The organism is Candidatus Similichlamydia laticola, from assembly GCF_003339615.1.
GTDB lineage: Bacteria > Chlamydiota > Chlamydiia > Chlamydiales > Parilichlamydiaceae > Similichlamydia > Similichlamydia laticola.
Map to the genome: position 1 here is coordinate 1 of NZ_QQBG01000026.1, position 17,830 is coordinate 17,830.

Sequence of the window (17,830 nt, forward strand, 5' to 3'; positions counted from 1 at the left end):
TTTACAATAGTGCCATCAGACCCACAAGCGATGTCTTCAGTAATATTGGCCTTCCTCTCTGTTTTTCTACTGGTAGGCGTGCTCATTTGGGCCCTTCTCGCTTCACCAGAACCTCAGCCTCGACCAGGGGGTGACCAAATAAACTGGATGAGTTTTCTAGGCGGAAATGGAGGTGGAGAAAGACCTCTTGGAGATATTCCACCAGATGGAGGGGGCGGTGACACCTCGAGCGGAGAAGAGGAGGACGCCGTATAGATCTAGCAAACAAACCTCTCAGCACTTAAAGACAGAAGGGAGATGTCATAGCTTTCAGAAAGAGGCCTGCTCTTACTAGCAGCCTCTTTCTGATCATGAGACATTTGATACGACAAAGACCCCCCTTAATGTTGGCTGATTTCTACCTACTTACTCTCTCTACTTAGAGAGACTCTCAATCGGCTTTTATCTTCCTGATCCACATTCTAACGGTCGCTGCAGAGCCAGACAGGTCTTCTCCAAGCAAAATGAACCACTAACTAGAAGCTGCCAAAAAACACGAATTGTGTAGAATCCCACCGGTAGGTGCCCTCAAAATGTAATAATAGGGGGGTTCCCGTCCTTAGGACGTCGTGTGTCCCCCGCTCCCGAGTCCGTTATGTCCGTAACAAGCACTTCTCCAGGTGGAGGCGAGCCTCCAGGTTCACATAGGAACAGTACATCAAATCCAAGTGTAAGAACACGACAGACAGAAGTCATTCTTCTGATTGTCGGATTCTGCCTCCTCATTTTTTCGCTTCTTGTTAATGCCTTTGCACCCGCTATTCAAGCCCTAGAAGGGACATATGCTGTCCTTAGACCACCTCCCCCCACTATCTTCTTCATGGTTATGGCCTGTATTGTATCTTGTTTTTCTGCTTTGGTTGGATCGGGTATAACCTTGACAAGGTTGCGTGGACAAACACACTACCTTCTATCGACTCTCGGTTGTATGCTTCTCTTCGTCTCCATCATTATTCTGGGACTCTTATACTGGCCAGCTATCTTCATACATCAAGATCCGACAGCTGCTCTGGCAGTTGTTATGTTTACTCTTTCTGTCACGGCCTGTTTCTTGGCCTTTGTACTTGTCAACCCAAGAGGTAATAATATCTAAGGCGTCATTAGCTAGTTGAAAACTAATACAACAACAAATGAACTACTTGCTACTGATTAATCTTCAGAAGCAAGCATAATTTCTGGAAACACCTCAAGCCTATGACTCCAAAGACCAGCAAACAGCCCACTGCGAGAAATAATTCCTTCACTCATTAAAATGATTAATAAAGCAAGAAATAAAAGAAAATGTAGTGCACATACAAGACACCAATACTCCAGAGAACAGGAAGAAAATTACACTGCCTGAGCTTGTAATAGGCCCTCTATTGCTGCTGGGCCCTGTTCCGGACCCAGATCTTACAACAAACGTCAAAGAATCCATAAATGTTCCTATTGGAAAAAATCACCTGAACCCTACACGATTATCCAAATATCTAAAAAGCAATCTGCCTATTCTACTTTCTCACAGAATCTACCCTATAATCTTCCGACCTAGACAAACCTGCAAAAGAAAGAACAAGCTCATGAGGGTACGGAAAGTATAAAAAAGATACTTTCTAGTCTGGTATTCATACCTTCAGAAGGTTCGATCAAGAAACCGAAAAGATATGTTCTTTTCAAGAACGATCGAGAGCGTCTTTCAGTTCTTTCAGAGAATCTCTAATTTCTAAAAAACAGAAGAGTTGCTCTTCGAATAAAAAGGCCAGAAGAATAATGACAATACTTAAGAGCAAAAATAAACATATGACCAGATAACGACTCAAGGGGCTGAGATTACGTCTTCTGCGTGACGCCATGTCGGAAAAAGCTAAGTAGTTCACTATCCTTATAGGTGATAAAGCTCTTCGAAAGCCTCTAAAATTCGAAATAAACTGCTCCCGAAAGCGCTGCCAACTTGACCTTCTATCTAAGGGATCCATAAGCTATGGTACTTCGTTTTGATTAAGCTTATCTGCTAATTGCCCTAGAAGATCCCCTATCTCCTTCAATACAGGTGCCTGCTGACTGATAATCCAAATTAGAAGGAAAATGATTACGAATAACAGAATGATCAAAGTAAAGAGTAAACAAGTTTCAGAGCAAGACGGAAGGGAACTTTGAGGCACTCTTCTCAGAAGACGGGTACTTCTACGTGACCCTACTATCGGGTTAGGAGCCTCTCTACGAGCCTCCTGGCGACCTCGCCCAACACAACGTACTCTTAGAACAGTGCTTTGTTCCTCTTCTAACCATCTATCTCTATCTCTAGAATTGCTCCTGGGCCTATGTCTAGTTCGAGAGCTATAAGCAAATGATACAGAATCCATACCGATAACTTAAAGTTAAGTTTCAGTCTATATCTTATGAAGTCAACTCAATAAAAGTGGATTCTTATGTGCTTAAGGACACGACTTCTTCTAAAGTGGATTACAAATAATCATTTGGACTGAAAACAAGAAGCTCAAAGCCTTAGGTAGGCAAGTGAATAAAGCAAAAGACAGAAAAAATAAGCTACTCAGCTTGTAGCTGAAATATTTACTAAAAAACATTATAAATTTATATGAGAGTCTTGAGCAAAAAGCAGAAGAGATATCTCTTATGAAGATTCGCCCATTGGGCCCTATAGGTCGCTTTTTATCCGTGTCTAAGGCACAAATCAGAAGAGTATGCTCTTTTTTTACAAAATCGAGCTCAAGGGCTGCTCTAGTCTTCTGTCGCTTTTTGGATACTCTATCCAAAAGAGCTCCACCTAGTCTTTCTTGGCAAGAACGATGCAAAATAGCTATGTTCAGGCGGTCACATCTTCCCAAGATAACTAAGTCGGTTACCCAGCTCTTCAACTGGGCAAAGGAAGAAGTTGATGCTTTATCCCATTCCATGGGCATGTTACAGACTCAAGATACAACCATAACGTCTTCTACAGAAGTTGTAAGGCTTCTTGTAGAGCAATTCCCTGAACTAAACCAAGATGAACAACTCGCTGCAGCACTTAAATGGCCTTTTTATCACTGGCAAGAATATTGCTTAGAGCAGTTTGGACAGGGGCTCAAGGTGCAGTCAGTCTTGTCTCAAGATGATGTGGTCAAGGAATGTAAACAGTCACTTCAAAGTTTGTTACAGACGCATTCTGTGCTACAAACAGAGACCAATGACTTTATTCAAGAATTGAAAGAAGAACTCAAAGATAAGCCACTTGAAGAAGCTACTGATTATGTTACAGGCAATCTCTTTGAAAAGATAGTAACAAAGAACTTCAAAGAAGATATTGAGGTAGAACAGCTTAAGGCTTTACTGAGAACTATAACGCAAGATGAATTGGTTAGGAATTTTTTTGAGAAGGGAGTAGCATGATAATACAAAATAGAAAAACTTTTCCAAAGTGACATGTAGTTATTTGCCTCCTAAAAGTTTATTAATCTCCTCCAGTTTTTTGGTGGAAAGGAGTATAAATAGCAAAATAATGCAAATTATAATCAGCACAAGAAAACCAAAATAAGTTTCCCAATCTTCTGAATAACAACAACCAAGTGGTTCGCACCCATGACACTTGTCATAGCATGAATCTTCTACTTTTGAAGACCCTTCTTCACCAGGGAGAAGTTCAACCGATACAGAAGTAACACGCACAGTAACTTCATTCGAACCTTCTGACCCTTTGGAAGAGCTTTTATCTAGTCTACCCTGTCCTGTGCTTGTTGTTTTAACAGTGACAGAATCCATAAAATTATGCTCCATAGCAAGTAAAAGAAAGAAAGTACCTGTGTCTTTAAAGGCTTAAAAAAACATTTTTTGGGCATAGTTACCTTGATTTAGAGTTTTGCTTGCTAAGAGAATCTGTTATTTTTCCTAAGAGAATCCACTGTTGAATCATGGTGATTATCAAAAAGAAAATCACGATAGCTATGAGAACCACTAGGACAACTCTCAAACAATTCTCGGTGCTGCTATCATAACAGCGACGAAAACAGGCCATCACTCCACACCGGCAAGTCAGTGGAGTTCGTGCGTTCCCACTCCCTCCTCCACTATTTGTCGGGGGGATCTCTTGTCCTCCTGCTTGAACTGAACTTCTCTCCTCCGCACCACCTGTCAAAGGAGTCTCTACAGTTACTTCTGTTTCTGGGCCACCAGATGGACCTAAAACAGACATCGCAACAGCCTCAACCGTTTCTGGCCCCTCACCTCCACCTCCAGGGTTAGATGATCTGCTAGAAGTAGGCCTGTCCGAGCCAAAGCCAAAAAATACTGAACGCAAATTCATGATTTATGGTCCTCATAACTAACTTTAGAACGAACAAATCTGTTCCCAAGATAAACGGATAGACTGCATAAAACTGCTTTTTAAAACCAATGATAAACAGATATACTCAATACGAAACTGCCCACTCACTACTCTACAAACTGAATTACATCAATAAGCAAAGAACCATATACTGATTCAAATTTCCTAAGAAGATTAAAGATAAACTCACTAACCTAGGCATGGAAGATTTTACATAAACAATTTAGAATTGAAGACAACAGAATTACTATATTTAGCAACAGTCTTTAATGCCTATGTCTTTAGAAAGATACTGACATGGACTAAGAGAATACCCATCAAACTAGCTTCATTTACATACTAGGATAAGTCCCATTTCCACCTGACCTTGGCATTCTCTGACGAATACGCTCTAAGTCATTCGCGATGTAAAGGAGAATAAACAGTATTAAGATCAGTACAAATGTCATAATGATCAAGAGAAACAACTTCAGACGAAACAACATAGAGTTTCGAGGACCACGAGTAATCCTTCCCGGCACCATCTGAGGAGAAGGTGTCCTGTTGCCTTCTTCGATACGAGGGCCATCAAAGGTTACCATACGCATATGTTCCCCTCCTCCTGGATAAGGAGGAGGGGGTGGCATTTCAGGCCATGCCAAGATAGTCTCGTCAGAACCTCTTCTACTTCCAGAAGCTGAGCTACTTCCTCCACCCAAATATTGCCGATCATCGATAGACATTGACTCTTCCATAATCTATGAATTAGCACGACGAATTTTATCCCATTCGATAAAAATAGTCGCTCACAGATACAAGACAAAAATAAGAATGATCAAAGCAAACAACCAGCCCCCAAAAGAAACAGCCATAGAAAGTGAACTCATGAATCATTCTTTTTACGATCAAGTCGTGTAGATCAAGCCTACAACGTAGTAGGCAAATCATCTAGGAGCCTCGCTGCTCGAGTAATTTCTTTTTGATCTGTTGCAGTTCGCTGTGCAACCCAGTGAGCAGTTCTTTGAGAAGAGCTGATTCATTACGCCGACATAGCACACTTTATATCAAACATGGACTTGATGCGGCTTATGCTATACTGCGTCCAATTCACCCCTGGGATGGAAACAGACCCACTGTCAGTAGGCAAGTAATCACCCAGCAACCCATCAACCTGTAGAACAACAGACTCTCTTCTCCAACTTGTCATGCTTTCGACTGAAAGATTTCGACTCTTGCAGCTTCTAAAAGAAGTGCTGTTAGATGCTCCTGAGTCTTCTACGGAAGCATTGCTTAGTGAAACAAGAGACATAGACCGACTAGAAGAGATACGCTTTAATACGAAAGCTTGCTAGTCAAGAATAAGCACCAGATTAACTATATGTAAAGATATAGATCTAGCCTCTCCAAGATGGCCTAGTTAACAAAACTATAAGTAAAACAAGTAATATAAAAATAATGAGTAACAGAGACAAGCCAAGGCATCTCAGATAGGACCTGGTAAGAAACTCTATACAGCTTTGTAAAAAGTCTCCACAAGGCCCCATATTGGCCGAATAACGGGAACAAGGCTCTCCTATCCTGCTCAATAAAAGAGTCACTACAGCTAAAAAGACTACCTGCATACGTAGAAACTCGCAAAGTGGTGTGTGTTTCACTACTACCTGTAAAACTGCCTTTTGAGGAGCTTTGGCTTTCATGTCCTTCACCATTAGCCAATGAGATCGTACCAAGATGAAAAGAGGGAGAGGACATGTCCAATGCCTTATTATCAATAAGGGAAGGACATTAGGAAACACTCTAAGAATGAAAAAATCAAGCTGAGACCTTTTTGAAATAGAATCTGCTCAAAAAGTGCAAAGAAGGATCCTTAAAACTGCCCTAAAGTCTAGCTTAGTGAGTTACTCAATCTGTTCCATTTCTTGAAGAAAAATCTGTACCATTCATAAGAAGAGAGGTCACATTTTGGAAGCCGTCTCTTACAATATCTTCCAATCTGGAAATATTCTGCATGCGAAGGTTTTAGAGAATAAAAAATTGATTTACATCTTTAAACCTAAAGCTCGACCAGGAAAACTAACATGGACCCATCTTCGATTGGGAATAGAACTGGACAGAAGCCTCAAAAAAGCCCTTCTAATAAAAGGCCCAGTAGTTTCTTACGTAGCAAAAGTAGTCTACAAGAAAACCACTCTAAAAGATTCTTGAAATGTTCAGGCAATCAATGCAGTCTGGTCGTGAAGAGATTCATAAAATCCACTTGCACCTTTCAAAAAGGAATAGTTCTCATTGTATTGTTAGTCATCGTATTACTTGTTTTGCTCGTATGGATGTTATGGCATCAACTAAAAGTAGAAAAAGATCTTAAATCTCTTATCGAGAGGCACAACAATTCAATTCAAATGATAACAAATATTACCAAACGAATTAGAAACTTGAAAAAGGGAATAAGCATATTAAGAAATACAACTTGCACTCTTGACGGTGGGAGCGCAGGTGATGATCAAGGTTGCACTTGAGCCAAATAATCGATTGCTTGGGTCAACCGTATTTAATACTTAATCTTTTTGTTTATTTCGAACAATCACTACGCTGCCTATTGCCAAAGAAAAAATATCTAAAATGATAGAGGCGCTCTTCAGGTAAACACGCTTCTTTGCCAAATCCAATCAAAACATGGGCGGAGAGCATACCTTTATCAACATATCAAAACCATATTCTCACCTTATAAAACCAGCGTTACCCTTTTTGTTCCATAGTCCTACACACCTTCTTAATAATCTTAAGTTTTGATTCAACAGCAACAATCAAAATGTATTACTTCACATACAAGTACCTCACAACTCACCAAAAGAACAAACCTACCTAACTGTGGACCCTACTGCACTTAATCTCATTCCTAGCAATAAAAAGAACCGCATCTTGATGATGCGGCTCTGTAAAAGTTCACAAGGCAATTCGAAGGTAAAGCTAGCTTTGCTAAAAGCAAGTCTTTTAATTAAGTCAAACGCGTTACATTCCTTAAGCCTTCCAACGGACCTGCAAACATATTCTCTCCTAACAGGAGCCACCATATAATGAATAAGAGCAAAAGGATGATAAACACTAAAAGACACGTATGACATCTTACAAGACGCCAAGGATCTGGACAACACCAACGCGCTGCTCTACTGCGCATATTTTCTGGATCAGCGTTCCAGTCATTACCATTACCAGACCGTAACATAACACCATTGACATCTCCGTCACCACCAGAGAGCCTTCTACCACCACCTCCACAACAAGTCGACTTTCCTCCTCCAGGCTTACAACAACCCACGCATAGACTCATTTCTTTTCTCCTATAGGCATACAAATTCCACGATATACAACAAGGAAGATCGAGCGCTCAACTATGACAAGTCACCTGCTTCCTAAACTCATTGGTTCTATGGTAGGCCTATTCAAATAGGATCCTCAACACATAAACTGCACCAATTCAAAGCTATAGACAAGGCTAAAAAAACAGCTCTTTCCTGTCTAGGAAGAAGTCTATTTCAACTGATTTTGCCCTCTGAAAGTCTTTAAAAGACTAAAAACAGACAAGAGAAGCATATGCTTTTCCAAAGCCTTCTCATAAGATAAGGGAGGACATTTAATCGCATGAGCCAATAGAAATGATTCCAGGAATCATAGCTAGCAAAACGTTAGAATAACAGGACTTGAAGCAAGAAGGCCAGGCAAGGTGAAATTAGTCCCTTTTCATAGATTCTCATTACTGCTAATGCAGTAAAATCATGAGGAAATGGATAATCTTCCAAGAAAAGAAGAGAGTTCAGATTGATAAATGAGGTGTTCTAATCCAGCAAAGTCTAAGCTCCGTAACTATGACTGATACTGCCTACAAGCTCTTATCTAGGCTTATGTAGACAACACCTCAGAGAGCACATAAACAGCTCGTAATAGTGATATCCCATCTTTATCTGGTCATTCCCCCCTTTCCTCAAGATACAGCTCAAACAGAGCAGACGAAAAGATTTACGGTTATTACAGACTTTGCAATAGCAAAGACCGCAATTCAATACCGATAGCAGCAGATAACACCTCTGCCATGACTAAGTACAAAAAAACGGCAAGAAAAAAGCCGCTGCATGAATGCTAGCGGCTTCTTCTCTGAGAAAGCAAAATTCATTTCTGATGATCAAACAGAAGCTCGTTTATGTGTTGCCGCTACCTTCTTCATCTTCTGAACTGCTAAGAACTACAACTTCATTCCGGTTCCCAGAACCAGAAGAAGACGTGATCCCACTAACACTGCCAGAAGTTGAAGAACCTGAAGATCCGGAAGTCCGAGGACCAGGTTGAGTATGGTGATACCAAATCCACCATATGATAAGAATGATCAGAAGAACTAAAAGCACCACAAGGCATCTTCGACAACGTGCACGAATGATTAGCCCCCAACCACGCTGCACCCTGACTCTAAGACTACGAAAGCGATCGCCAACACCTACCCCAAGATCGCGCACACGATCTCCCCAGCCTCTTCTACCTGGACCCTGGCTTCCATTCCATCCAGGAAGACTCATTAAAGCGACTCTTTGTGCTTCCCCCGTACCACCAGGAGGCCCCTCCTCATCCTCACTTCCACTACCAGCAGAAGGCCTTCTTCCACCATCCGAACCTCCCAAATTCCTCAAAGGCATGCCCATCTTCAACTTCTCCTAAGCTTGGACTAATTGTAACGATCCAGAAAACGGTATCCTCACAGCACATAACTCTAAAAAAACAACGTTTCCTATCTATCAAGAAAACACATATCTAAACAAATATGCTCTCGAGAAAGGATTCTAACTGCTTACTTTAAATAAAGTACATCTGATCTATTAAAATGCGAGATACACAAACTAGAATCTAAGAATCCTGATAAAAGTCATTTAAGAAATCCATCTAACTGATTGACTTAGCTAGATACAGAGCACTTCACTACTGACAAAACAACCTAAAAAGCCCTTTTCTGACATTCCTTAACCAGATTGTTCTTTCACAGCTTAACCTCCTCTCAAAGTTGATGCAGTACGATTAGACTCTTTAAGTCAAAAGCTTCCGAAAAGCTAAAAATAGAGTTCAAGTACGAACAAGAGACCATAGAAGTTCTCCACAGAGCTAGATTATTCTAGTTTTCTCTACCCTCTAACTTTAAAATCTTTATGAATCGAAACAGCATTACTGTCCTAACTGCCCTGAGTGGGCATTTTATCTCTACAAGCACTATGATCTCCTATAAGATAGAGATAGTGACTACCTAGTAGAATCTCGATAGTATGTTTCTAGTACGATCCTAACAAGCTTTTTAGTTACTCTTAAAGACTTTCCTCATCAGGACTCTCTTAGAGAGATAGAGACAAACTTCCTTGTCTGTACCAGAAAAGAGCCCTTTTTTCAAAAAAGTCTACTAATGAGGCCATTGCAGGCTCTTATATATTTATACCTTGAATGACGAAGAGAGTTCCTCTGGAAAAGAAGCTGACTCGGCCCCCCACTTCAATTTCTACGCAAATGGTTGAAAAAGGTGTAGAATGGGGTGAAGATATCGTGCTAACAGGATTAGAACACGAAAGCTTGAAGACCAGGTTGAGGATAGTAATGCCATAAGATTAAAAAGCTAGACGCATACAAAAGATTTACTCCAACCATACTATTTCTCCAAGCAAACCCCCATTAAAGCTGTATTTTATGTCTCTCTTGAGCTACTAGGAGGCCTATTATCTCCACTTCCATCCCTAATGAACAGCTAAAAAACAACGCGTCCTGTCTATCAAGAAAACACACATCTAAACAAATCTCTCTTGAGAAGTGATTCTGACTGCTTGCTTTTAAAAAGTACATTTGATCTGTAGAATCAAACTAAGGATAAGTTGAGAGTGATTGACTTGCTTATATACTGAGAAAAGACCACATTTCAATTCTTCAGCAGCTATTCTAGGAGCTATCATCACTTCCTATCTTGATAACACTCATTTAAGACAAAGAAGACACAACTTCCTCGAACAACCTTTCAAGATAGTTGTGTCTAAATAAAAGCACGAACAGATGACCCGATTCAGGCCAATATTAAGATGCTTGCTCTACGTATAAAAGGATGAATCGTCAAGTAAGCTGCTTATCTTCAGAAAAGAGATCTATGACAAGAACAGTCTCTAAGCAAGGTCATCATAGCTCTCCCCTGGTCGTAGCATTACCAGGCGGGAAAAGACCATGATGCAAAATCGACCATATAATGAAGAGAAGCAACAATATGATAATCACTAAACAAATAACGACAAACCCACCATAGCCAGGACGAGTTGGATCCAACCGCTCTTCAACTCTTTCTCTTAGTGTCAAACCCGACCCTCCAGACTCTTCTTCACTGTAATCTGTACCGTCATCTTCGCCCATTCCTGGGGTGCCACAGCTAGGACAAGAGGGAGGTGTTCCACACAAAGGACAGCGCTTTTTAGTGCCTCCTCCCGAAGAGACCATCGAACTAACTCTCTCTGTTACTTCTTCTGAACTACCACCGCTACTGCCTACAGAACTTCTTCTGGAGCTCGAACCGCTACCACTACCTACAGAACCTCTTCTAGAGCCACCATTGCCACTTCCTGCTGGAGCTACGCCCATTTTCTCCTCCAAAACTCGCGTTGATTTCGTAATACAAAAAAAATGAAGAACCTAACTGGAACAAATGACCAGTATAGACAATACACTAAGCCAAAGCCCATTGGGATGCTAGAAAAACAGCTCTTTCCTGTCTAGAAAGAAGACATAATGAGTCTTCAAAGTGGCTTTCAAAGGCAGATGATTCAAATGGAATCTGAACTTCAGAAGAAAGAATAAAAATGTGCAATGAAACAAATTTATTATTTATTTAAAAGAGATAGAGACTACAAGCCAAAAGCAAACGCCTGATTCAGTTCAGAAAAGGTCATTTGAAAGAATATTTGTAAAAGCAGTCTTAGAGGCAAGGTAGCTGCTTCTGCCACACCAGAACTCACTATAAACACAAACATTAGCTATGTAACTTAAATTGCTCAAAATACTCACAAGGAAGCAAATAAAAGCTATCAAAGCCATGATGAAGAGTAATATAACTAGAACTAATATCGCTGTTATCATGCAATGATCTGAACAACGTCTTATGCAACACCTTCTGGCCAACCTGGATAAGTACCTCGAACAAGAAGTACATTCACTACAATTACTTCCTGGAGTACGAACCTGCAACATAACATGAGCAGGACCTTCTCCATTACTATCCCTTCTACTAGAATCTGGAGAACCTCTTCCAGGACCTCGCCCGAGGGGTACAGAACCTTTCCCAGAACCTCCACAAATGCAGTCATTTTCTCTCCTAAAATTAAACTGAAATCTTGCTTGTCTATCTCATCTACTTGCCAGAAACAAAAGCCTTAATAAGGCAAAAGAACTGTATTACAATAGTGCAATATGAATAAATACCCCCCTAGAAATACAATTGGAATGAGAAAATGTACAATTTGATAGGTTGGTGATCAGATCCTACATGTTGACATAGCAGCTATGTAGTGAGGATGTAACTTACATATAATGCTTAGTATTGCGCTAAAGGGAGGCTATAAACTCAATAAGAAACGTGTCACATGAGATGATCAATAAGTTGAGCCAATCAGTTGACGACCGTTATACAATCTAGCCGTCGAAGATGATCTAAGAGGCAGTATTAGAAATGGGAATCACACCATCTAACGGAGGAGGGGGCAATAGCAGACCACGAGGAACAGACTCTTCCCAGCGCCTACCATCCTCTACAAGAGTTATTCGTATTCTCTTACAAATTGCCGTTGCCATTGTGCTCCTCTTCTCCCTTGTCCTCAACGCCTTTGCCCCTTCAAGCTGGCTACTTCAACATGCCGACAGATTCAGCATTGTCAATCACACAGACAGGCACACTATATTAATTCCTCTCTTACTCTGGGTGAGTGTCTTAGTTTTCAGTGCCCTGGATAGCCTCACAACCTCTTTTGTGTTGTTACATCAAGGAGAATGGACAAGATGCGAAAGAAACGCGGTAATAGTGATTGTGGCATTCCTATTCCTGTTGTCCCTGATAGCCTTGAAGTTCTTCTTCCCAGTTGGAGCTCATCTCACAGGGCCTTGGGGCCTTGTCTCAGCCTACCTTTTGGGGATTTCCATGGTTTTCATGCTGCTCATTAGTTCTTATGATCTTGCTGTTCATGCCCCTCCACTCCCTCTTCCCCAAGAGGCATCCTCTTGAAAAAGTGATACAAAGTCACCCCTGAACCTTGGAAAGAATTACCAGCCCTTAATAGACTTGCCGTCCAAACTAAACATAAGATCAAGAGCAAACGGTTGACATCAGAGCAAAACTCTCTAAGAGCATCAGGAAATGGACCTCCAGAAAGGCCAAGCCGTGGTTCTAATCGACGGCTCTGCTCATGTAGACAGTTTCTTATCGTCGTCACTGTTGTTGTCCTGATTGCCGCCATTATCCTTTTGGGAATAGTCCCACTTGTTTACGCACTAACCCACTGCATTCCCCAAAGGTCAAACAGTAGCACCATCACGACCCCAAGCCCATTAGGGCGTCCAAGTATTCGTTTTGCAACAGAAGAGATTCCATGCACCGTCATGACTTTTCTATGGGGATGCCTAGGCTTGCTAACCTGCTTTCAATTGATAGAGGTCTTGATCCTGCTCCTCTTTCCTCATTTAGAAGTCTGTCTCAGGAGAATCTTATGTCTTTTCGCCTATTTCATGCCCATCGCAAGCCTATTGCTTCAAGGCATTTTGGATGGAGACGGACCAGTAGGGAACATGATGGAGTTTCTTTCGTGCTTTTCCATACTCTTGCTTGCCTTCGTTTTGACCGTTCTTGAAGGAGGCAGAGAAGCACCAACCGAAACTGAAATGACAGAGCTACAAGAGATTGCCACGACGGTAACACATTCTCCAACAGAAGGAGGTCCAAATTGGCTGTTGTTCGTTGGTAGTTCAGGAGAAAGCCCGAGAATTTCGCCCTTTGGCGAAGGACCTCCACCAAGTGGAATAGAAGATCCTCTAGGAGAAGGAGACGAAGAGGATATGCCTCCTCTTGAAGGGTCAGAGTCAGACCTTGAACCCGAACCTCAAGAAAGGGACGGCGACAATTCATCCGAAGACGAAGGAGGCGGCAGCATAACCGTACAGGCAGAAATACACCACTAGTAGCCTACCGACTCAGAGTTCCATTCCCTCTGCTGTCACCATATAGAAAAAGAATCTCTAAGGGGATATACGCCTGTTTATATAGTGATCTATCTAACCAGGCGTCTGTCATGAGCTCGATTTCTTTCTCTTTAGGAAAAATGTGTTCTACATCTACTTCTTGGGCAACTCGTTGTCATCTCTTCCAAGCCATCCACAAACCTCTTGCCCCCTTCTTTCGTGCTTTCTTCCTTGCTGGCCTCTGTTCCGTTCCTCTCTATGCGGGCACACGACTCTGGTGCTGGATGAAGGGACAGCCCATGACATTTGAACTCATGGACTTTTGGACATGGACAACAGAATGTGCTGCCCTTTGGGTCCTGACAAAAGCTTTATTAGCTTGTTCCCTACCAGGGTTCTTTGGAGGATTATGCGGGCTTGTTCTAGGTTTGCATATTATGTTCCTCATAGACTCTGAGGACGGAGAATGCTATCCGAGAGGCGTGGTCTCTAGATCCATGTGCTTCCATGCTTGGCAATACTTCAAAGGAGAAGGAGACCTAATAAAAAGCCCCCTCATAAAAGAAACCAAAGTTGTCGCCCGACAAGCTTCACCAATCGGAACCAGCACAGAAATAGATCCCACAGTCGAGCTGGAAGAAATGTTTAAGTCTGTAGAGGTCGATACAAATAAGTCAAAGAAACTAGTTCTTTTTGTTAAAGCAGCCTTGAAAGGGACCGTTAAAATTTTGCTTTTAGTCAAAGGGATCCTTGAACTGTTATCCGCTTCTCGAGTAGCCTAAGGAGCAGGTTGCGCTTCTATTGAGAAGCAAAATTTTAGACGTTTCGAATCAGTTCGGTATTACACAAAACCAACCCAGGCACTGTCCATGTCTTCCCTGCTCCATGGTGTTTCTTCTGTTTCATTTAGCTCTTCTTGGAGCAATGCTTTTTCTACAGGATCACAAAGCTCTCTCTGGTTGGATTTACACGCAGTTTTTTCTCGTCATGCGAACCAATTTCTGAACTGGGCTACATTCTCTCTTCCTGGTCAAGCAGAAGAGGCTGGATCCATTCTAGGCAACATCTCATTTAGGGGTGTGGCCTGCCAGCTTATTCAAACAGCTCAATGCTTAGCCCCTGCTCTGCTCAAGTTTGGTATGGGACTCAGCAAGTTTGTCCTTGAAACAACCGCACTTATGGTCGTCATTGTTTGTGTCTTTGTGCTCTTCTACTTTCTTGCTTCCTGGATTTGCTGTTTTGTAGAAATTCTCATAAAAGTATGTAGTCTTGCCTTTAACATTATATTCGGCTTTTTGTTTGCAGGTTCGCAGCCACCAGAGCAAAAAACTCCCGATACCCCACCTGGAGAGACAACGCTGATTCTCGCTCATAGACGTCCGCAAAACTAGAACAGATTGTGCTCGTCTCCCTGTAAGGCAGCGAGCCTCTCACCACAAAGACTCAACACATGCATCCCCTCCTCAGGCAAGTTCTATTGTGCGGCGTATCTGTTTTGCGACCCTTACAAAAAAACAAGTCGCATCTTAGCTATCACGGGCCTGAAAGGATCATCCAAATCGTCGCAAACGGACCCTTTCATCTGCATCTGTGTTCCCATAGCACGACACACGCCGTTCCACTCTCCTCTCGTTTCATCGAAATAGGCTCCTCCGTTGTCTCATCACAAAAGGTGCAGATTCTTATTCTTTCTTTACTGTTTCTTTACCTTTTGTTTTGCCTCGTCTGTTGCCTGTACAAATGCATGATGAACATGGTTTCTCATCTTGTTCAGAGAGTCATAAGTTTATTTCAGCTTCTATCCGACATTCTCTCTCTTCTCTTCCAAGATTACAGACATGCCTTCCATTTGTAAAAACAAGACAAATTGAAATTTTTCTTTGAGTGGACTAGACTGGTATGGATGCAACGTAGCTTAACGACATTTCCTATGGGTCCTTCCTCTTTTTCTTCCTTCTCGACGACACGACTTTTTAGGGGATTTAACCCTTGGGGACAATCTCCTTCATCTGCTCCAGGCATACACAATGTTCTCTCCTTTCTTGGAAACGCACAAGCGAACGGTTCTGGTGGTACATCTGACGTGGCCATGAGATCATTTTCATTTTTAACGGCTCTGGCCTTCATAGGAAAAGTCTTTCTCGGTTTAGCGGTTATCGTTTTTTTTCTCTGTCTTCTTGTGACGTTTTTCCGCTGGCTGCTTGATACAGGCCCCTCCGCCGGTGGTGAAAGACATCCCCGTTTTTCCACCTCTCCGCTCCCAAGGCGAAGGCATATCCCAGGTAGTGATTGGAGATTTGGTTTTGATTTTGGAGAGCCTACCACTACACAAACGGTTATCGTGAACAACAACAATCCCAATTCTCCCCCCTCGCCAGAAAACAACAGGGATTGGAGCCCTCTACAACCTGGTGGAAATGGCCTCAACCCTAGTCTGTTTCCTTCCTCTGTTAGAAGAGCTCACCAAAGAAGAAATGAGTAGGAGGAGAACTTTTCCATGGCAGTCAGATTTTGGATCAGATTTTCCCCTCGTTCATCTTCTAATACTCATTGTTTAGGCACGCCCCCAACTCGAGAAAGATCGAGATCTCCTGCAAGCAGGCCGTCACCCAATCAGAGACCACCCTTAAATAGATCGCGCAGCTTTGACTCCCTTTCTCAGTTTGGATCATCTTTTTGTCGATCCTCCTTTTATCTTTTGACAACGGGATTAACGTTTCTTCTATCCGCGCATGTCTTGGCCTGGTTCTCAGAAGCACATCCATTTATCCAGCTTGGCTTTGTTCTATTTATCTTAGTCTTGTTTCTATGTGCCTGCTTCTGCAAGTGCTTGCATGCCATTTGGTCTATGTTGAAGAAACGTTTTACTAAGGCTTCTCCGCCAAAAGAGAAAGAAGGCCCTCCCCCTATTATCAATACACCAAGGCCTTCTGCACCACCCTTTGAAAACCCCCATTGGCCTGGCGGCCTCTACCCGGATTTAACCCCTTATGAGAAAGCGCCTCCCCCCTACACGTCGGCTCCTCCACCCACTTACGAAGAGGCTACAAAATAGAAAGTTTGTAGTCTAAATAAAGAAGACTCTTTACAATGTCCACGAAGAAAAAATGTGAATATTCTTTCTTCTTCTTACTCGTTCGATATTGCCTAAACAGAACAGATGGTGTGTATGTCTTCTATCCCTGCTCATCTCCTCGCGTCCCCTATTTCGAAAACCCCTCAACCTCTTTCCGGCCTCTTTAACCTCTCCCCTACATGGAAGCTAGTAGGTGAAGCTTTTTCCAAATATGTTTGTCTTCCATTCAACTTGTATGTTTTAACACCTCTTGACCTTGTTTCTGACAGCCTCCCTCAGTTGGCCGAAAAAACTGGCCAGAAGCTAGCTTCTATCTCATTTGAAACTTATGTGCGCAGTTTAATCCTGAGTACCAGAAAACTGGCCCCTTCCCTGGTACGACTTGGCTCAGGAATGAGTCGGTTCCTTTTGGAATCTACGGCCCTTCTTTTGGTCTTGTTTTGTTCTTTCACTGTTCTACAATTTCTTTGCTCTTGGATTTGCACTCTTTTTCATGCCATTCTTTCGATTTGGAGATTGACCTTCCGATATATGCTTGAAGCACTCTTCGGAGCGGAGAAAGAAAATAAAAAGATCACTAAGACAATGGCCTAATAACATCTCGTCTCCTTGGTTTCTGAGAAAAACAGAAACCAAAGGACGCTCCCCACACTTCTTTCCGTCTCTTCTCTATAATAGACTTCTTCGAAAGAAAACGAGCGCTCCCCTTTGTCTATTCTCGTAAGACATCATTATCAATCTTTGAAACATCATACCGTTAGGTCATGGAAAGGCAAAGCCCCTGTCTGCTTCGTTTTGCTTTCTTTCTTTTCTCTTTTCTCTTTCCCTAGTTGTTTTCGAGATGTCCAAGCTTTAAAAAAAACCTTTGCCTCCAAAGGTTTTTTTTCCTTTACCCAAGCATGTATCCTCACAGCCTTCTTTTTTCTCCTGCTCTCGGCCCTTTTAACACCAGGTATTGCCATTGGATGGATCATCCTAGCCTGCTATGCCAAGTTTGTTCTTTGCGCCTTTGCCCTTCTCCTGATTGGGCTAACCACACTCCCTAAAGAGGGGCAAAAGATGATTCCACCTGTTCCACTAGCTTTCTTGCTCACTTGTCTTCTCCTTTGGCTTTGGATGATCAATGCCTTAGTGCCCCCGTTTCCTCAAAAAAAACTAATAAAGAATAACCCACCCGTCCTAAAGGATTAAAAAATATGATATCATCCTCTGGA

At 42.1% G+C, this 17,830-nt stretch carries 20 protein-coding genes and 1 pseudogene; 10 read left to right on the forward strand and 11 right to left on the reverse strand.

Annotation, left to right across the window (positions count from 1 at the left end; genetic code table 11):
* Both HAT2_RS03295 and HAT2_RS03300 read left to right on the forward strand, forming a co-directional pair.
* Window positions 1–255: pseudogene (locus HAT2_RS03295) on the forward strand (hypothetical protein); the annotation flags it as partial.
* A 355-nt stretch (window positions 256–610) separates the two neighbouring features.
* Window positions 611–1,132 carry a hypothetical protein gene (locus HAT2_RS03300; protein WP_147267514.1) on the forward strand — a complete coding sequence of 174 codons (522 nt, stop codon included), beginning with the start codon at window positions 611–613 and terminating at the stop codon, window positions 1,130–1,132.
* Window positions 1,133–1,691: 559 nt separating this feature from the next.
* On the opposite strand, the gene HAT2_RS03305 is transcribed toward HAT2_RS03300, so the two are convergent.
* Window positions 1,692–1,871 (reverse strand): hypothetical protein, encoded by a 180-nt coding sequence (locus HAT2_RS03305; RefSeq protein ID WP_181860357.1) that lies wholly within the window; start codon window positions 1,869–1,871, stop codon window positions 1,692–1,694.
* Between the two features lie 126 nt (window positions 1,872–1,997).
* On the reverse strand, window positions 1,998–2,180 hold the full coding sequence (locus HAT2_RS03775; RefSeq protein ID WP_147267516.1) for a hypothetical protein: 183 nt from the start codon (window positions 2,178–2,180) through the stop codon (window positions 1,998–2,000).
* 472 nt (window positions 2,181–2,652) lie between these two features.
* On the opposite strand from HAT2_RS03775, the gene HAT2_RS03780 reads away from it, so the two are divergent.
* Complete coding sequence (locus HAT2_RS03780) at window positions 2,653–3,405, forward strand: hypothetical protein (RefSeq protein ID WP_147267517.1); 753 nt, start codon at window positions 2,653–2,655, stop codon at window positions 3,403–3,405.
* A 39-nt stretch (window positions 3,406–3,444) separates the two neighbouring features.
* Here HAT2_RS03780 and HAT2_RS03325 read toward each other — a convergent pair whose 3' ends face one another.
* From HAT2_RS03325 to HAT2_RS03925, 9 genes are all read right to left on the reverse strand, one after another.
* Window positions 3,445–3,774 (reverse strand): hypothetical protein, encoded by a 330-nt coding sequence (locus tag HAT2_RS03325; RefSeq protein WP_114544591.1) that lies wholly within the window; start codon window positions 3,772–3,774, stop codon window positions 3,445–3,447.
* 79 nt (window positions 3,775–3,853) lie between these two features.
* Entirely contained in the window at window positions 3,854–4,315 is a 462-nt protein-coding gene (locus tag HAT2_RS03330) for a hypothetical protein (protein WP_114544592.1), read from the reverse strand.
* 353 nt (window positions 4,316–4,668) lie between these two features.
* The gene (locus tag HAT2_RS03335; RefSeq protein ID WP_114544593.1) at window positions 4,669–5,058 is read right to left on the reverse strand and encodes a hypothetical protein; all 390 of its coding nucleotides are present in this window, start codon (window positions 5,056–5,058) and stop codon (window positions 4,669–4,671) included.
* Between the two features lie 296 nt (window positions 5,059–5,354).
* Entirely contained in the window at window positions 5,355–5,624 is a 270-nt protein-coding gene (locus HAT2_RS03915) for a hypothetical protein (protein ID WP_181860358.1), read from the reverse strand.
* A 1,686-nt stretch (window positions 5,625–7,310) separates the two neighbouring features.
* On the reverse strand, window positions 7,311–7,643 hold the full coding sequence (locus tag HAT2_RS03350; protein ID WP_114544596.1) for a hypothetical protein: 333 nt from the start codon (window positions 7,641–7,643) through the stop codon (window positions 7,311–7,313).
* Window positions 7,644–8,508: 865 nt separating this feature from the next.
* Entirely contained in the window at window positions 8,509–9,003 is a 495-nt protein-coding gene (locus HAT2_RS03355; protein ID WP_114544597.1) for a hypothetical protein, read from the reverse strand.
* Window positions 9,004–10,504: 1,501 nt separating this feature from the next.
* Complete coding sequence (locus HAT2_RS03360; RefSeq protein WP_114544598.1) at window positions 10,505–10,957, reverse strand: hypothetical protein; 453 nt, start codon at window positions 10,955–10,957, stop codon at window positions 10,505–10,507.
* A 515-nt stretch (window positions 10,958–11,472) separates the two neighbouring features.
* Window positions 11,473–11,679: a hypothetical protein gene (locus tag HAT2_RS03365; protein WP_114544599.1), complete on the reverse strand. Its 207-nt coding sequence runs from the start codon at window positions 11,677–11,679 to the stop codon at window positions 11,473–11,475.
* A gap of 343 nt (window positions 11,680–12,022) precedes the next feature.
* Window positions 12,023–12,163: a hypothetical protein gene (locus HAT2_RS03925; protein WP_181860360.1), complete on the reverse strand. Its 141-nt coding sequence runs from the start codon at window positions 12,161–12,163 to the stop codon at window positions 12,023–12,025.
* A gap of 195 nt (window positions 12,164–12,358) precedes the next feature.
* On the opposite strand from HAT2_RS03925, the gene HAT2_RS03930 reads away from it, so the two are divergent.
* The 7 genes from HAT2_RS03930 (at window position 12,359) to HAT2_RS03410 (ending at window position 17,807) form a co-directional block, all read left to right on the forward strand.
* Window positions 12,359–12,529, forward strand: coding sequence for a hypothetical protein (locus tag HAT2_RS03930; protein ID WP_181860361.1), 171 nt, complete (start codon window positions 12,359–12,361; stop codon window positions 12,527–12,529).
* Between the two features lie 156 nt (window positions 12,530–12,685).
* Window positions 12,686–13,540 (forward strand): hypothetical protein, encoded by an 855-nt coding sequence (locus HAT2_RS03375; protein WP_114544601.1) that lies wholly within the window; start codon window positions 12,686–12,688, stop codon window positions 13,538–13,540.
* A 110-nt stretch (window positions 13,541–13,650) separates the two neighbouring features.
* Window positions 13,651–14,322, forward strand: coding sequence for a hypothetical protein (locus HAT2_RS03380; protein WP_114544602.1), 672 nt, complete (start codon window positions 13,651–13,653; stop codon window positions 14,320–14,322).
* Window positions 14,323–14,409: 87 nt separating this feature from the next.
* Window positions 14,410–14,931, forward strand: a complete 522-nt coding sequence (locus HAT2_RS03385) for a hypothetical protein (RefSeq protein ID WP_114544603.1) — start codon at window positions 14,410–14,412, stop codon at window positions 14,929–14,931.
* A gap of 512 nt (window positions 14,932–15,443) precedes the next feature.
* On the forward strand, window positions 15,444–16,022 hold the full coding sequence (locus HAT2_RS03395) for a hypothetical protein (RefSeq protein WP_114544605.1): 579 nt from the start codon (window positions 15,444–15,446) through the stop codon (window positions 16,020–16,022).
* A gap of 687 nt (window positions 16,023–16,709) precedes the next feature.
* On the forward strand, window positions 16,710–17,210 hold the full coding sequence (locus HAT2_RS03405; protein ID WP_114544607.1) for a hypothetical protein: 501 nt from the start codon (window positions 16,710–16,712) through the stop codon (window positions 17,208–17,210).
* A 114-nt stretch (window positions 17,211–17,324) separates the two neighbouring features.
* Complete coding sequence (locus HAT2_RS03410) at window positions 17,325–17,807, forward strand: hypothetical protein (RefSeq protein ID WP_114544608.1); 483 nt, start codon at window positions 17,325–17,327, stop codon at window positions 17,805–17,807.
* Window positions 17,808–17,830: the final 23 nt, after the last annotated feature.